This is a genomic window from Rubellimicrobium rubrum (assembly GCF_006152115.1).
GTDB lineage: Bacteria > Pseudomonadota > Alphaproteobacteria > Rhodobacterales > Rhodobacteraceae > Rubellimicrobium > Rubellimicrobium rubrum.
This window is the reverse complement of sequence record NZ_VDFU01000012.1, coordinates 21,337-37,899: the sequence shown is the minus strand read 5'-3', so window position 1 is coordinate 37,899 and position 16,563 is coordinate 21,337. Positions and strand designations below refer to the sequence as shown.

Sequence of the window (16,563 nt, the reverse complement as noted above, 5' to 3'; positions counted from 1 at the left end):
GGGCCTGTCCTTCAGAAGTCGAAGTCGGTGGCGATGCCGCGGCGCAGCTGGAAGAGCTGCTTGGCATTCTCCTGGTAGTGGCTGGACTTGCCCACCTGCTCCTCCAGGCGCAGGTGAACGCCCTGGTTGTTGAAGCGTTCGGCCTCGCGCGACAGCAGGAACTTACGGCTCAGCTCCCGCTCCCGCGGGTTCTCGGAGGCGACGTCGAAGGTCAGCTCGTGGATGTCGGAGATGAGCTCGCCTGTAGCCGAGTAGATCCCGGCGCGCAGCTCGCGCGGCTGCACTTTGTCGGAGACGGGCTCGGACTGATAGAAGGTGACCGCGATCTGGCCCGAGGTGATCAACTTGCTACCTGAGGCGATGATCTGCACCTCGACCTTGCGCAAGTCGCTTTCGCGTCCCTTGCCTACCCGCAGGACCGGAACGACGACCTCCTGAAGAGTGGCGCCGCCATGGACGTAGCGGCTTCCCGCTCCCCTGACGCGAAGGCGGTTGATCGAGTTCGGGATGAGGACATCGAGGTCGCCTGCGAGGTCGAGCTGCGCTGACGTGAACTTCCGCATGCCGGCTGTCTCGGCGAGATCCCGACCCACGACGAACCGACGGTTGCGGACCAGCACCGTGCCGCTCTGTACCTCGGCAATGGAGAAGTCGCTCTCGGGCAGTTCGCGGTGTTGGTAGAGGAAGCCGTGGTCTGCCGTGATGAGGATGTTGGAGGCATTGGCCGAGGTCAGCTTCCTGACCAGCTGCACCAACGTCTCAAGCGTGTCCTCAACGGCCTTGGGGAGGCCTTCTTCGGTGGCGAGCTTATCGCCGATGACGTCGATCAGGTTGTGGTAGACGTAGATGACGTCATGTGTGCGGAAGACTTCTTTTGCTTCGTCGCTGCGCAGAGCCATCAGCTCTTCGGCCTTAAAGGTCACGACCCGGTCGCCCGATCGACCAGTGGCCAGCAGCTTCTCACGATTATCCCGGCCTTGGGTGCTCTGATCTCCGTCGACGACCACGGCGCTATCATCTTCCGCGATGCGCAGCGCCTGGTGGGGCAGGAGCGCCGCCATACCGAGCTGGGTATAGCTGGGCAGCACGCCCAGCATGGGCTTCAGCTCCGCCTCAAAACGGTCGAGCGCCCGGATCCGCGACAGGCACTCGTCGGCAACCTCAAAGCGCAAGGCGTCCGAGATGATCACGCAGACCTTCTGGTCCTTGCGGCGGTAGGCGGCCGCCTGGTCGCGGTAGAAGTCCATCTGCCGGTCGACGCCCGGGATGGCCCATGTGCCGGCCCGGTTCACTTGGTCCTGCCACGCGTCGTTGAGGGGCAGGAGGTAGGTGTTGACGTAGAGGTTCTCCACTTGCGTGAAGAGCTCCCCCAGCAGGGAAGGCTGGGCGCTCTTCTGCATATGGTGGATGAACTTGCGGTAGTGCTGATCGATGCGGAACCACGACGAGGAGTACCGCCGGAAGCCCTCGGCGAGGCTCGTCATGCCGAGTGTGGCCTCAGCCAGCGAGCGTTGCAGCTCGGCGGCATGGGTCAGCGCCTGGTAGAGGTCGGCGTAGCGGTCGAACCAGTGGCTCTGCCGCCGCTCGCGTGTCCAGCGCACCACCTCAGCCGGGCTCAGGGTCTTGGCGCTCATCCCCTTGACGAGCTTGCGAATGATCTCGCGGTCGATGGCCTCAAAGAAGTCGAGCTCCATGAGGTCGCGGAAGTCCCGACGTGCAACATCTGCCGCGATCCCAAGCGCTTCGGCATAGCGCTCTGACAGCTTGGCAAAGCCCTCCGCCCCGGTGCGGTCGTTCTTCCAACGACGCAGGAGCAGGAGCGCCTCGGCGTTGAGGGCCGCGTCCTCGCCTAAGCCCCGGGCGTAGCTGGACTTGAAGAGGCTGATCGCGAAGTCCTCGAGGTCGGGCGTGTCGGTCCGGTAGCCGTACTGCGCACCGACCTGCTTCCACAGGAATGCGGTCAAGCCGCAGCGGTCAATCAGGCGCAGGCCGTCATCCCGGCCCGTGGCCAGATCGGACAGGAGCGTCTCGAGGACGGTGTCGAGCGCGCCTTGAGTGCCGACGCAGACGGCCAGCATGCGCATCCGCATCTGGCCGGGCGAGTCAGTGGGCTGACGGATGCGATTGAGCGCATCCACCCGGCTCCGGGCGCCGAAGAACTCGGCGTGGTCGGTCACCACCGGCGCGAAGGCGGGCTCAAGCCCGAGCTCGGCGAGCCAGATCGCCGCCTGGTCGGCGCGGAAGGCGGCAGAGGCGAGCTCGATGTCCAGAAGCCAGTTCTCGGCCATAGGGGGCTGCGGGCCTTCGCGGTAGAGGAGGAAGCGCGTGCTAGGCGCCTCCCGCAGGATGCGCCGCTTGAGGCCGAACTCGTTGTTCGCGATGCGGAGCTTCGTCACGCCCGTGAGGTCCAGCGCGTCGAAGGTGTCGCGCATCTCGCGCGCGGGGTCAGTCCAGACGACGATACGGTTCGCCTCAAAGAGCCGCCCCAGCGAGGCGGCAATGCGGTCACTCATCGACGACCTCCAGCCCCTTGATGGGCTTCAGTGCAGCGCCGAACTTTGGGTAGTTGGCTTTCACCCCGTCATCGAGGTCGATCTCGAGCCGCGCCTGCGCGAGCGGGAAGACCACGTCGCGCTCCCAAGCGGTGAGTTCGTCGATCTGCTTGGCAAGCAGGCCCACCTCCTTGAGTGCCTTGGTCCGCTGCGACTGGCTGGCCCCAGGATCGTCGGCGAGTTTATCGAGCCGGCCGCGCTCGGCCTGGAGCTTGGTGATGAGCTCGCGCAGGTAGTCGTTGAGCAGGATCGACGCCGTCTCGGGCCGGTATCGGTGCATGTAGATGAGCGCGTTGAAGCTGCCCTTAGGGCTTGAGACCATCCAGTAGATCGGGCGCTTCTTGTAGCGGCGCACGTGGTAGTCGAAGAGGTCGCGGGTGAACCAGCGCCGGACGTCCTTGCCGAGCGCGGCCTCGATGAAGGCGAGGTTCTCCTGGAACCGCGCCTCGCCAAAGGTCACGCGCAGGAACTTGCGGAAACGCTCGGTGATGTCGTCGGCGAACCAGTCGCCCTCGAGCACCGGGATGACGTTGTCACGGTCCGGCATGAACGAAGGCTGCGGCACGCGGGCCAAGTAGTCCTCGAGACGCTCGCCTTGGTTGGCGAGGATCAGGCCCGGCGCGTCGAGGCTGTAGCGACCGAACATGCAGCCCACGGCGTAGTGCAGGAACTCCTGCACAGTGTCCTCGAGGAGCCGCGCCTCGCGCTCCGCCTCCGCCACCTTGGCTCCGTAGCGGAAGGACGGGTTGCAGGTGAGCGTGATCTCCTCGAGCGGCACCTCAGGGGTGAGCTCGTCCTGAAGGCCATAGGCGTCAATAAAGATGCGGTTGTTCTCCTCCTCGAGCCCCTGCATCTCCTCCGTCATGCTGCGCCAATGGGTGCGGAGGTTGGCCCAAGTCTCCTCCAGAGTCTCGGCCCGGTGCTCAGGGGCCACGAGCGGGAGCGCCGTAAAGTCCCAAGAGGTCTCAAAGGCATCCCAGTCGGACTTAGAATGCGTGATCAGGTTTGTGGATATGGCCTCAGGAATATTGGCTAACAACCCAGGATCAACCGGTAGCGAGGCGATATTTCCTACCTGGAAGTTCATGGTGGGGTTCAGCATTTTCAGGAAGCCCCAAGCAACCTTGCTAGCCAAAAAAGCCGTGAGCTTCTCTGGGGAAGCTTTGCTTGGAAATGCCGAACTTCCAGCGACGTCGAATACATACCCATTGGGCGACATCCGCACGCCAAAGTTAGATGAACTTATGAAGGTCCACGTAACTCCCTTTTTGAAGTAGTATTCTGTGTTTTGCGCGCGAGACCGGATGTATCCGGTGTCATCGCAAAAGTTTCTGATATCGCGACCGTCTGACTCCCAGTTAACAACATTTTCGGCATTACCATACCACCTTCGATAATCGCCGCCCTTGTTGTAAGGGAACCACCTGTGAGTGCCGCCTTTCGTCTGGGCTGTGTCTTGATAATCAAGCCCCGTCCTTGCAGTTGAGACTTCGTGCCAACGTCGGACAAATTTCTCATTGTTCGCGGTGGCAAGGCCCTGCTTAACTGGTGCCCAACTACCTAGGTAGGGGAACTTCGTGAATGCTTTTCTTTGATTGTCGGACACCCAATATGCTAGCGGGACGCCAGGAATGCTTATGAAATCGCTCGAGGATGCTCTGTGAAGCCAGCGGCAGTTTCTCCCCTTGACGGCCTCACGTGTGAACTCGGACATTTCTTCATCGCCGCCCTTAAAGTCAACGAGGCGAATATAGGTGCCTTTATCACTGCCGACGGATCTGTTAACCAGGTTGAAAGCGCAGATCTGAACTGTTGCGCCCTTAAAGCCAGACAATGGAAGCTCAACTAAGTTGGTAACTCGCTTTTCTGCGAGCAGAAGGGCTCTAAGTTTTTCGAACGACGAAATGTACAACCAGACATTCGGCGACATGAGGCCATAATGTCCCTTTGGCATTACGATTTCGCCACAGCGGAGGATAAAGGCTGAAAACAGATCGGACTTCGCGTCGGCGTAGCTAACCTTGAGCCAGTTAGCGAGCCTCTCACTCATCCCGCGCGCGCCCATATACGGTGGGTTCGCGACCACCACGTGGTACCTGGTCGACAGGAATTCAGCCATGCGTAGCACGGCTTGTACGCGCTTGTGCACGTCCCGCAGGAACAGATTGCTGCCGAGGTCCTTGCTCGCGATCACCTGCGCGATCTCGGCTGGGTCCTTCAGCTTTGGCACGATCAGCGAGCCGAAGTTCTTGGCCTGACTGAACTGCCCCAGTGTCTCGCGCAGATCTGCGGTGAAGAGGTCGCGACCGACCGCGGCCATGTAGTCGCGCAGCTCCGCCTCGGTGAAGCCCACGTCCACCAGGACGCAGATCTGCGGGCGCGCGCTCATGCGCAGGAACCGCCGCCGCCCGAGCTTTTGGGCCGCCTTCATGGCGAGCGCGAAGGCCGCCAGCGCCCCGGCACGGTCGTCGATCTCGATGCCGAAGAGGTTGTGCGTGAGGATCAGGCCCGGGATCTCGGAAGGCTCGTGCCCTTCCTCCTCGTAGATCGCGTAAAGGAGGTCGAAGGCATAGGTTAGCATGTGCCCCGACCCGCAGGCCGGGTCGCAGATCCGGATCTCCTCGGGCCGTTCCACACGCAGGAAGTCCGTCTCGGGCTCCTCGGGCGCGATGTAGTAGTCCATGCGCTCCGCGAGCCGTGACTGGGGATGGTTCAGCAGCCAGAGCCGCCCGAGCGAGTTCTCCACCAGGTAGCGGACGATCCAGTGCGGCGTGAAGAGTTGCGTGGCAGCCGGGATGTTCTCGGCCGTGATCTTCACGTTCTTCTTCATCGCCGCGAAGACCTGGTCCTTCTTCTCCGAGATGTAGAACTGATACAGCCAGCCGATCACCTCGACGTCCTGGCAGTCGGCCTCCGTCATAGCCGTGCGCAGGCGGGCGAGGATGCCGGACTCCGACAGGAGGTCCTCGGGCATGAGGAGCTCGGTGTAGTCGGCAATCTTCTCGAACAGGAACGGCATGGGGCCGTGCCAGTGGTTGCAGGCGGCCACAAGGAGGAGCCGGTAAGCCTCGCCTTGCGCATCCCGAGAGGGGGTGCGGCCGTCGAGCAGCGCCTGCACAGCGGTCCGCGTGGGCTCAGGGACGAGGTCGTCGAAGTGGCCTGCCTTGGCGTCCGACAGGATCTCGGGCGTCATCTGCCCTTCGGCTGGGGTGACGATACGCAGGTTGGTGTAGCCGTTCGCGTCCATGAAGCGGAGCGCGGTGAAGCGGTTGAACCAGGTGTAGGCGACCTTCTCAATCACCTCGGAGCGCGAGGTGCGGGCGATCTCGCGCTCGAGCTCCCGCACAGCCTCGGGCACCTCGCGCCGGGCCGCCGAGCCCTCGGCCAGCACCAGGCCGAGTTTGCTCGTGACCTGGGCAATGAGAAGGGTGCGGGCCTCTTGGGCGACCCGCTTCAGCTTGCCGGTATCCATCAGACAATGATCCTCTTGCCCTGCTGGATCTCAGCCAGGAGGGTCCTGCGTAGCGCGTCGAGCCAGACCTCAAGGTCCGCCTCTTCCGCGAGGTAGGCTTTGGGAGACGCGACCTGGATCGTGTTCCAGTGAACGAAGGTGGGGGGCGGGGGCGGGGGCGGGGCAGGTGGCTCCCCCGGGCCCGACGGAGGTCTCGGTGGTTCCACCGGACGGCTGAGCCGCTCAACTTCGGCGAGGAGTTCGGGAAAGAGCCGCTGCCGGACGGAGCTGGCCCGCTCGCGCAACTCGGCGATCAGGCTCACGCGACCGAGGTCCGCTCCCGCCGTGTCGATCCGAGCGATGAGGTTGGCGCGTTGTGCCTCGCTCAAGCGCTCGAACTCCGGAAGAGCTTCGAGCTTGGCCCTACTGTCCGCCAGCGCGGCCTCCACGACCTTGCGCTCTTCGATGAGCTTCAGGTCAATGGAAGACTTCAGGTCGAAGTGCTTCGCCTTGAGACCCTGGATCGCATTGCCCCGGAAGGAGGCGAGGTCCTCGACTACGCGGCGCATCGCCTCGGCCTCCGTGGTGCCCACGTAGGCGAAGTTGGAGGCCTGGTCTCTGAGGAAGCGGCTGACCTCTTCGTAGATCCCGCGTTGGGATCCGGCCATGAAGGATCGGACTGGATCGAGCACCTGCTCCTTGGCGTCGAGGAGCCGATCTTCGTGCTGGGGCAGGTCGGTCAGGTACCAGGCGGCTGGCTTGCCCGCGACCGCCTCCACGGTCTCCGCCACAGGGTCGAGCGCGGCGAGGAACGGGAAGGTCGCCCGCTGCGCACGGAGCGCATTGATCTCCTGCCGCAGCTTCTCGAAAGCCGCGGCGAACTCCGCCCCAATCGCGCGCGCATCGCCGCCCTCGGGAGGCCCATCGAAGACCTCGCGAAAGAGATCCTTGGCTTTGCGGATCTGCGAAGCCGTGAACTCGACTTGCGGCGCGAGAAGGATGTTGCCCAGCATGTTAGAGTTCTTCAGCGCCCGAGCGAGCGCCTCCCCCTCCATCACCGTGCTGTCCGAGCGGGCCTTGAGCTTGCCCCGGCCCAGGAGGCCGGCTGTCACGCAGAGCACCGCCACTGGTGGCCACCCGTAGGGCTTGGCCTCGAACCTCTCGAGCAGGGCCTTTGCCGTCACCCGCACACCAATGCGCGCCTGGGCCTGGGCGTGGTTCAACACCTCCTGCTCAGCTTCCGTTACCCCGCTGCCCTCCGGCCCGAACAGCCCCGCTGAGGGGCTGAGCGCACGAGAGATGTCGGCCTCAGAGTATCCAATGCCCCGGAGCATGGGCAAATTGACATAGACCTTATCGACGAGCGTCTGGAAGGCGCGCACCACGCGCTCCTGCGGGTCCTCACCCGCGAGCTCCACGTCCTCGCCCCGCACAAACAGGCGCGCCTCTGCCATCAGCTTGTGGAGCCGCGCCTTGAGGTCCGCGCGCCGGCGGGCGTTCTGCTCACCTTTCTCGGCCACGATGCGGTCCCGACCGGGTTGAGGGCTGCCGGCCCGCGCTTGGCGCACGAACTTGTCGGTCTGCTTGTAAAGGATCAGGTCCTTGGTGAAGAGCGCATCTTGGGGCAGGACCACCGCGAGCTCGTCACGGCTCATGGTCTGCATACGCACCCCTTCCGGTGCGGCCGCAGCCTCATCAAAGGGGCTGATGACATTGACCGCGAGCTCCCACTCCCGCCCGAGAAGCCGGTCGTCGAGCTTGCGGCTGAAGGGATAGTCATTCCCCGTCGCGGTATATCGGATCCGCTTGTGGCGGATGGTCTCCTCAAAGACGAGCGTCTCGAGCTCCTTGGTGATCTCGGAGGGGTCGACGTCGAGAGCCTTGATCTCGTTCTGGACGTCCACTTCCTCGTTGGTGAGGAACTCGTAGACCTCGCCATTGCGCTGGATGAGGCTGCTGCGCTCGAGGAGACCTAGTGCCTCCTCAATCTTCCGGCGTTGCGCGATCTGATCGGCATTGAACTCCGACAGGAGCAGGATGCCGATATTGCGGACCGTGGGCTTGAACTCCTTGACGTACTTCACAAGGAACAGAGCCTTGAGGACGCGCACGGCGAAGGGGTCACCGAGGTTGCGCTCGGCGATATGGATGGACTGCTGGACGGAGGACTTCAGCGCCGACCGGATCCCCTCGAACATCAGATCGAAGGTGGCAATGTCCCCGACCGGTATGTCAGCCAGGCGCTTGGCCACCTCCTGGAACACGCCCAACATAGACCGCTCGCCCACCGAGCTGTGCTTGCCCTCAAAGGCGTTGTGCTCGGAGAGCGATCTGATCGCCATCTGGAACAGCGTGTACTGATACGGCGGGAAGGGGTAGCTGCGGACGAAGTGGTCCTGGCCCTCGAAGTTCTTCAGCCGGATCGAGCCATCCGCGAAGCTGAAGAGCGTCTTGAGGTTGTGTTCCTCCCGGGAATGCAAGTTCGAGAGGACGGCCGAACCTTCCTCAGTCTTGGCGAGCAGCCGGCGCTGGATGACCTCTGCCACATCGGCGCTGTTGAGCGGCATGCGTGTGGCGAAGCGCGCCTGGATCTTGGAGAAGTCGTTCTGCTGCTGGCCTGTTGTGTCCCCGATGATCTTGGACATGTCTTGCTGGGCGGTGACCAGCACCCAGGCCTGTCCCTTGCACCGCGTGTTGAGGCTTTCCGCGATGGTCTGGAGGTTGGTCATGAGCTTGGTGTTGTCGGCGATGTACTGGCCGACCTCGTCCACGAAGAAGTTGAGCCGGAACTTAGGCCCCTGCCGGTCGATCCACCGCTTCACCGTGGTGGCGAAGTCCTCGATCGAGACACGGTGGTCCTTGCGGTAGTGGCCGAGGATGTCGGACGCGTCGGCCTCAGCCGTCCCAGAAGCTTGGGCATAGGCTTTGGCGATGTTGCCTCTCTCGAGGAGGGCCTGTTCGCGTCCGCGCTCCCAGGGCTTGCCAGCCACGCTGGCGTAAGCGGTTCTGAACGCCTCAAGGACGCCCCGCTCATCCAGGTCACGCTCAAACTGGGCGATATGGGGCTGCTTGCCGTAGTAGCCGCACATCTCGTCGAACACCTTCTGGAACACCGACAGCAGGGCGTCCACCTCGGTCTTGGAGATGACGTCGGCCTTCTGGTCGATGTTGAAGAGGATGCTCTTGGACGGGATCGAGATCGCCTTGCGCAGGGCGCCCGCAAGCATCGGGTTCTCGTCGAGCTCCTTCTTGTCCTTGAAGAGCTCGTAGGCTGGCACTCCGTTGATGTCGTGGTTCTCGAGCACGTAGGCCAGCATCTTCAGGAGGTGCGACTTGCCCGAGCCGAAGAAGCCTGAGATCCAGACGCCGTTGGCGGTGCTGTAGTTGTTATAGGCCTCCAGGAACTGCTCGAGCCGCTGCGCGATCTCTTGGGTGATCACGTACTCCTCGAGCTCGGTGCGCAGGCTTGCCGCGTCGTCGGCCTTGATCACCCCGTCGATCGGACGATCCACGGCCTTGAGGAAGATGTCCCGCATCACGAATGCCATACTCGTCAAACCTCGTAGTTCAGAATGTTGAAAGCGCGGTAATACTTGTCGTCGTGAAGAAGCCCGAAGAGGTCGAGCGAGGCGCCGGTGGCCAGCGCATGGGTGTAGCGGCCCGGGAAGAACATCACCGTGGGCCGGTCCTTGGCCGTGCTCTGGAGATTGTTCAGCACGTTGTGCGACCGGATGAAGGGGTAGACCTCGCCCACGCCGGACAGGAAGATCACGTCGTGTGGGGTCGAGGCGATTAGCTCGCCGATCTTCGGAACCAGATGGGCGGCAGGATCGAGAACCCCTTGCAGGAGCTCCTTGATCTCGGCTTTGGAGTAGTCAGCCTCAACGGCCAGCACTTCGTCGAGAATGCCGCGCTCCTCCAGCAGGGACAGCGAGAGATCGTAGAGGTCGACATCGAGGACCCGCACTCCCGACTGGCCGAGTTGCCTGACGAGGGAGCGGAGGTCCCGGCTCATGTCGAAGGCCTCGGCCGGATCATAGGGGCAGATGAAGAAGGGAACCTCGTTGCCCAAGCCCTTCTTGGTGAGGAAGCGCTCGCTCGAGATCACCCGCAGCAGGTGCGCGAAGCGGTCCTTCGCCGTAAAGGTAGCCGTCATGAAAGAGCCGTCTCCAAACGCTGGCCGGGGAAGCAGAGCAGGTCCTCGGGGCGGCGAGCGACGATGAGTTGGGTGAGCCGGGGGCTGAGCAGGGCGGGGCGGATATGGTCGCTGGTGTCCAGGATCCCGGCCTCGCGCATGATCCGGAACAGGACCTGCCGAAGCTTGACGCGAGTCGTCACGCTCAGGCCGGCGAGGCCTTCGTCCCACTCGGCTTTGGCCTCGAAGAACTGGTCGAAGGCCTCAAGGGGCAGCTCCAGCCTGTACGAGAGGAAACGATCCTGGATGACCTCAATGGCGAATTCGCGGATGAACCGATAAGCTCGGCAGGTTGCGAGCCAGAGTAGGGCTTCCCGCTCCGGGCGATCAGCCCCCCAGACCAGGAACTCCCGCTCAGTGTCGGTCAATGTCGACACCCGGTTCCCGATCTCACGAAGGGTGCGCCTGTTGGAGGCCGCCTTAGGAAGACTCGTGGCACCATGCTCCAAAGCTCTCAAGATGGTTCGGCTCCAGTTCTCACCCGTGATGTGGAGCCCCGCCAGTTCAACGCTTTCATTCACGAACAGACCGCCGGTGCTGAACGACATCTTGTAAGAGGCAACGCGGGCAATCATGGGCAGAAGTGGGGCCAAGTTGAGACACTGCCCCAGTGGGTAGGAGCGCCAGCCTGACGGTAAGGTTGAGGGTTGCCCCGGTCGTTCTTGTTCTGTGGAAAGACGCTGCGTAAGCACCGACCTGTTGTTCTGGTCTCGGTTCCGGGCCTGAGTGAGACTCGGCGCAGTGATCGAGCGGCTGTACGGAGGATGCTGGCCACTGGAGGCGGCAGAAAAGAGAGTAGCTCTGGCCCTGCGAACCTTGATGCCTCTAGGCAAGAGGTTTGAGCGCGGCGAGCATGGATGCAGACGTCAGTCAAGCCAGTCACCTTATACACCTCTCAGCCGGTACTAAGGCATCCGGCTCGTTCATTGCAGAGCTTGCGTCTGGCGGCGCCGGGCGCAAGGTCGGTTGTGCTAGCGGTATCACTCGAGGCTAGGGCTGCCGTCGGCGTGCCAGGGCAACGAGGAACATGCCCACAACCATTCGCATTCAGAGGGGCTTCCGCACATCACCGCACGCTGCCCAGACAGACTGGCTCACGACGTGCCCCCAAGCCGTGTAGCGGACGAGTCCAAGAGCCGGCAGCTCCAAGGAGCTTTGTGCATGGTGTCGCTTGGAGCATGCTCACTCGCTGGCCCGCGTCCTAGACCAAATGCGACAGATCAACTGACAACGCTGCATGGTCGGTCAGACCGCTACGCGGGCTGTGGTCATAGACGGCCCTGGTAATGCGGTGGGCCAGATCAGAGGTCACGAACGCATGGTCAATGCGGAAGCCGTTCCCGGCGTTGGACTGCCACGAGAAGTCCCGCGCGTCCCCGTTGATCAAGCGCCACGCATCCACCCACCCGGTCTGCGACAGCCGGCGGAACTCGTTCGCGCAGTAGAAGGTGGCCCCGTCCTCGTCCAGGTGATGCAGCCCGGTGTTGAAGTCGCCGGTTAGGACGGCGGGGCCGAGGAGTTCTTTGGGGCGCGCCAGCAGATACTCGAACAACGGCAGCTTGGCTTTGAGCTGCGAGAAGTACACGCCGGCCACGGTGAGAGGCCCAATGCGGATTGCGGCAAGGCGATGCTGTTCCTTCGCCGGCAGATCCACATGGACGGCCTCAACCGCGTGGCGAGAAAAGATGCACACGGTGTTCAGAGCCGACACCTGGCTGGCCGCCACGCGATGGACGTAGCCAGCCTGAGCCAACCGCTCTGACAGTCGGTCACCGGAGGCTCCCTGCCGGAACTCCGTGCAGACGATCACGTTGCTCTCGGTCTCAAGCAGCCAGTCCGCGATGGCCGGGACTCGGCTTGAGCCGCCGTGGCGCAGGTTCAGGGTGGTGATCCTGATCGAGCTTGGGCCTGTCATATGCATCATCGCCCATCGTTCCTTGCTGGCGCCGGTTCAACAGATTCGCCATCCGTAAGCTCGGCTCTCCCTCAGGCTATACCGTCAGGTGGGCGGATACTGTGGTGTGACGGGGGCGCTTTTGGGGAGGAGCTCAGCGACGGCATCCGGCCAGCACAGCAGCGGCCAGGAACAAGGTAGTGCCAGTTATGCGTTCAGCCGTGGCGAGATCCGCCAGACCGTCACGAGCGACGGCGATATCTTCCTTCGCGGGAACCTCGACGGCGATCTGCAAAGCGAGATGCCGATCCTGCTCCTCGAGATCATGAACCATCGCGCCGCTACGGATCCAGCGCTCTGAATGAGGTTTGTCATCGTGGCAGCCGTTGCAACAGGCTTCTGCCCAAAGGGACATGAAGGTTATTCCCACATCCCTTTCGAGAAATCACACCGACGTCACGGCCGCACCGTCCTGCGCGCCAGAATGAGCCACGGGCTGAACACCGCCTCAGGATCGGTGCCTTCGCGGCTCGCTCAGCAATCCAGGGTTGGAGTGGCTGCCGACCTAAGAGTCTGTAGGGCAGCGCCGTCTTGCGCCCTCCAGGCGTCCCAGCCGTTGATCGACTGATTGACGACCAGGCAACCCGCCGGACTGGGTCGCATCCAGTCGGTGTCGGTTTTAAGACGATAGCAATCCTCCTCTTCGATGATCCCGCCAGCGCTCAGGAGTTCGTCGAAGAGCTGGGCTATACGATCGGGGACACCCTTCTTTCGAGCTTTGGCGATCCTGGCCCCGCTTAGGACCTTGATAAGCTGGGTGGCCGGATCGAAGACACCAAACCCCTCGGCGCCGCCGCGGGTGATCCGGTGAGTGGCCTCCTGCCGCCATGAGGGCCCGGACGATGTCGGGACGATACTCCGTTCAGGGTCTGCTGAGGGGGTCCCCTCAAAGGATGAGTTTGGCGTCACGTTCGAAGCCAGCCAGTCTTCGTAAGTCTTACGACAGGCCGAAATCAGCCGCGTCTACCGGCCGAGAAACGTTGGTCAAATCGGCTGAAATCGGACGGACGGTGCAGTCACACAAGTCTAGCTTGGGGAGCAACCGAAAGGAGCCGCCATGCTATCAGCCCATGCCCGACACCGAGCCCAAGCTCGCGGCGTTACGCCTGACTTCCTCCAAGCTCTCCTGCGGGAGGCCGACATTGACTGGCCAGCCGGGAGCGACTGCCGTCTCCTGCGCGTGAGCCGCCGGCGTGCGCGGGCTCTCAACCTCGACGACCGCCTTGGCCGATACGGGGTCATCTGGAGCGAAGCCACGGCCTGTGTAGTCACGGTCCTTCCAATTCATCGGACCTCAAGCGGGTCGCGCTATCGGAAGCGGAGCTGAGGAGACCTCCATGAGCCATTCCATGGACGAGCGCCGCGAGGCACAGAAGGCGAAGGCCCATGAGCGGCTGCGCGAGATCGAGCGCCGCGCCAGCACACGTGGTGTCAAACTTCCCAATGTGGACCGCTTGAAGGCAGCCCTGGCGCTTACGGCACTTTGGGCGGACTGCAAGAAGACCAAAATCCCGCAGGGTAGAATTGAGGAGCAGGTCTACCAGCGCCGGCTCTCGCGGACCCACAAGGGCAGCGAGGAGTTCCGGCTCAAACGGTGGCTTCTGCCACAATCCGTCCAAGAGCTCACCCCCGAGTTCATCCGCCAGCAAGCCTCAAAGCCCACGCCGCAACGCGACCTCGACGCCTATCTCGTCGCTATCTCGGTGATGGCCGAAGCCCTGGGTCGCAGTCCCGACGACGAGAAGATCGGCATGCTGAGCGGCCTATCCATGTGGACGGGCCATGGGCAGCGTGAAAAGGACCCGGATGTCGACATACCAGGCGAGAACCTTGAGGTCATCCTTCATAAGATGACCCGCAGCCTCGCCCAGGACACTGACCTTCCAGGGATCTGCGAGCGACTTGAGCGCTTGAGCTGCCAGTGGAACCCTTATCTCGAGACGCTCCACCTGGCGCCCCGGGGCCAGACACTTCGGCGTTCCTTGTCGGATCCAGCCACTTTGCCTACCGAGGGCGAAGCGGCGTTTCCTTATCCAGCGATCCCGGTTGTGGGTCTCTACTATGGCTATACTGAGGGCGAGGCTTCGGTCGTTCCCTCTGATCCGCCAATATCCTTTGTGCAGCCCAACAAGCTAAGCCCGCATCCGGCCTTCCTCCCGGGTGCCCGGCCCGACGAACCAGCTTCGGGATGGGCTCCCGCACGCTTCCACGTGTACCGCAGGGTCTCGCTGGAGATCCGCTGCGAGCCCGGACGCTATCCCATGCCGGCCTTCATAAGCCGGGCTGACGTCGTACTGGGTTTGCAGGATCCTGATCGCGGTTTCCTTCGGCCCGACTTGGGCATCGAGCTGAAGGGGGTGATGGACATCTTCCATTCTCTCCAGCCTGAGAACTCTGACTACGCAGACATGTATGAAACACCGGTCGGCTATTTTGCCGACAACCACTGGCATCATGTTTTCGCGCGCTTCACGAACGGCACTACGGAGCGGTCTGGGTACTACGGCCTTTCGCCTGATGAGTTTCCGTTCGATCCTTTGCAGGGTTCAGCAGGGCCGTATGATCACGCCGTGTTCTGGTCCCACACCTCCGCCACCGCACCCTACATCCGAGCCTGGCTCGGCGAGGCAAGACCCATGCTTGGTGTGGCGCCAAGGCGGCCCCTTGAGTTGCCTCCGGAGGCCCTCTCGGGAGAGGGGCTGCCTGCTTGGGACGAGCTCAACTTTCCTATAGATTGCCCGGCTCGAGATCTGGAACTGGCCTTGCACGATGGCCGGATCGAGGAGGCTTTTCGCGACAGGATCGGGCATCTGCATCGTATGGCGGAGGCTCTCGAGACCGACTGGGTCGACGGGCGCGAGCGGGGCACTGAGGCTCTCCTCAAGCGGTGGTTCCGCCCCTCGCGGTCACCGGGAACGAACTGAGCCTCATCTCTGACACACAGTTTAGAAAGGTTCGCTATGACGGTGACCATAGAAGACCGGCGGCGCCAGTTCTGGGACGCATACCGTCAGACGGATCTCGCCGCCGGTATCGAGCCCACGCGGGACTCCAACGTCTGGTTGCCTCTGACCCAGGACGCGTCCGTGGTGCTCTCGCTCAGCATCTCCCAAGACCGAAGCTCCGTGTTCCTGCGGGGACGCAGGGGCGCACCGGTTGACACGGCGCAGCCCTTTGTCGAGCGTCATCGGATCGAGCTCAGTCAGGGCTTGAGGATACTGGTGGGGGACGAGGCGGATACCGCTCAAGGGCGTTGGTTTCGCAAGAACCACGCGGCAGCGTTCACGCTGCGCAGCAAGTGGCCCGAAATCACCCGCTGGTTCAGTATCCAGCGCCGACTTTACACCGACGTTATCGGACACATCGAGCAGCAGGACTAGTCAGGCGGAAATGCTCTTGTTTGGGCTAGGGAGCCTTTTTGGATCGGTCCATATCGGCCGCTCGATGCTCTGGCGTGGTCACAGCACAACGAAGCGGGATCCCCAGCAATCCCGGCTACTGGAACGGCTTGGACCACTTCGGCCACTCAAGGGAGCAACCCAACAGCCGTCAGAAACCCGATCAGAATGCTAACCATCCAATGCCTACCGCTTGGGGTGCGCAGGTGGCTGGCGTCGAAGCCTGCGGCCTCGATTACATCGCCCTCCTTATTCAGAGCATCAGCCAGTTCGTCCCAACTGCTGTAGAGATCAATCCGCTCCTGCAGGATCTGAGTCACACGTTCCACCCGATTCCGGAACTTGCGCAGATTGTCTGAGGTCCAGGACTTGCCAGGAGGGGTGCGCAGATGGCTAGCGTCGAGACCCTGCGCTTCAAGAGCAGCTGCTTCCCGGTTGAGGGCATCGGCCAGAGCCATATGGCTCGGGTACCTACTATTCCTCTCCCGTATGGCTCGGATGATGCGGTTTATGCGCTCGTCCTTGCCTTCTACATGGAGCATCTCCTTGTCGCGCCATTTCCTGAAGTGCTCGACGGGTTTGAAGCTGAACTCAGCTGAGTAGAGCGGATCGGGATCGAGGATCACGCAGTCACGATGACCTTGGACCTTATCAACGAGAAGCTGGTGCTCCCGCCATCCATATGCCTTCCAGAAGCCCACAAGAACGAGCCGCGCATTCTGCTCTCGGCAGCGCTCAAGTTGTCGCTCGAGTGCATTTCCGACTCGCTCGGTGACACGATCAGGAGAGCGCTCGATGATCACCTTTTCTCCAATAAGATCACCGCCGTGATCGTGAACCCAGCGTCGGATCTTCATGCATTGGTAACGGATGGTTCGGCTCTTTTGCGCGGCTTTATCTGGGTCTGTGGGCAGCGAGGTGAACCCACGCCAAGGCACAGGTAGCGTCCAGTAGAAGCCGATGTAGTTCTCCATGCTTCGTCCTCCCGAGCCGGATTTCTCCAGCGAATCCGG

Annotated in this window: 12 protein-coding genes; 2 read left to right on the top strand and 10 right to left on the bottom strand. The window is 62.5% G+C overall.

Annotation, left to right across the window (positions count from 1 at the left end):
• Window positions 1-11 precede the first annotated feature (11 nt).
• From pglZ to FHG66_RS21585, 9 genes are all read right to left on the bottom strand, one after another.
• Complete coding sequence (pglZ, locus tag FHG66_RS11375) at window positions 12-2,513, bottom strand: BREX-1 system phosphatase PglZ type A (RefSeq protein ID WP_139076873.1); 2,502 nt, start codon at window positions 2,511-2,513, stop codon at window positions 12-14.
• A complete protein-coding gene (gene pglX / locus FHG66_RS11370) occupies window positions 2,506-6,024 on the bottom strand; it encodes a BREX-1 system adenine-specific DNA-methyltransferase PglX (protein ID WP_139076872.1) in 3,519 nt (1,172 codons plus the stop codon). Before pglX ends, pglZ begins: the two co-directional genes overlap by 8 nt.
• On the bottom strand, window positions 6,024-9,551 hold the full coding sequence (brxC, locus tag FHG66_RS11365) for a BREX system P-loop protein BrxC (RefSeq protein ID WP_139076871.1): 3,528 nt from the start codon (window positions 9,549-9,551) through the stop codon (window positions 6,024-6,026). The genes pglX and brxC overlap by 1 nt, the downstream gene beginning before the upstream one ends.
• 5 nt (window positions 9,552-9,556) lie before the next feature.
• Entirely contained in the window at window positions 9,557-10,159 is a 603-nt protein-coding gene (locus FHG66_RS11360; RefSeq protein ID WP_139076870.1) for a DUF1788 domain-containing protein, read from the bottom strand.
• Window positions 10,156-10,746, bottom strand: a complete 591-nt coding sequence (locus FHG66_RS11355; RefSeq protein WP_246082568.1) for a DUF1819 family protein — start codon at window positions 10,744-10,746, stop codon at window positions 10,156-10,158. The genes FHG66_RS11360 and FHG66_RS11355 overlap by 4 nt, the downstream gene beginning before the upstream one ends.
• Window positions 10,747-11,399: 653 nt before the next feature.
• Window positions 11,400-12,122: an endonuclease/exonuclease/phosphatase family protein gene (locus FHG66_RS11350; protein ID WP_139076869.1), complete on the bottom strand. Its 723-nt coding sequence runs from the start codon at window positions 12,120-12,122 to the stop codon at window positions 11,400-11,402.
• Between the two features lie 124 nt (window positions 12,123-12,246).
• Window positions 12,247-12,507, bottom strand: coding sequence for a hypothetical protein (locus FHG66_RS11345; RefSeq protein WP_139076868.1), 261 nt, complete (start codon window positions 12,505-12,507; stop codon window positions 12,247-12,249).
• 119 nt (window positions 12,508-12,626) lie between these two features.
• Window positions 12,627-13,061: a DUF4357 domain-containing protein gene (locus FHG66_RS22910; protein WP_176556220.1), complete on the bottom strand. Its 435-nt coding sequence runs from the start codon at window positions 13,059-13,061 to the stop codon at window positions 12,627-12,629.
• A gap of 154 nt (window positions 13,062-13,215) precedes the next feature.
• Window positions 13,216-13,440 (bottom strand): hypothetical protein, encoded by a 225-nt coding sequence (locus FHG66_RS21585; protein WP_176556219.1) that lies wholly within the window; start codon window positions 13,438-13,440, stop codon window positions 13,216-13,218.
• Window positions 13,441-13,489: 49 nt separating this feature from the next.
• Here FHG66_RS21585 and FHG66_RS11335 point away from each other — a divergent pair, with 49 nt between their 5' ends.
• Both FHG66_RS11335 and FHG66_RS11330 read left to right on the top strand, forming a co-directional pair.
• Window positions 13,490-15,076, top strand: coding sequence for a hypothetical protein (locus FHG66_RS11335; protein WP_139076867.1), 1,587 nt, complete (start codon window positions 13,490-13,492; stop codon window positions 15,074-15,076).
• 36 nt (window positions 15,077-15,112) lie between these two features.
• Entirely contained in the window at window positions 15,113-15,532 is a 420-nt protein-coding gene (locus FHG66_RS11330; protein WP_139076866.1) for a hypothetical protein, read from the top strand.
• Window positions 15,533-15,678: 146 nt separating this feature from the next.
• Here FHG66_RS11330 and FHG66_RS11325 read toward each other — a convergent pair whose 3' ends face one another.
• The gene (locus FHG66_RS11325; RefSeq protein WP_139076865.1) at window positions 15,679-16,524 is read right to left on the bottom strand and encodes a hypothetical protein; all 846 of its coding nucleotides are present in this window, start codon (window positions 16,522-16,524) and stop codon (window positions 15,679-15,681) included.
• Window positions 16,525-16,563 lie beyond the last annotated feature (39 nt).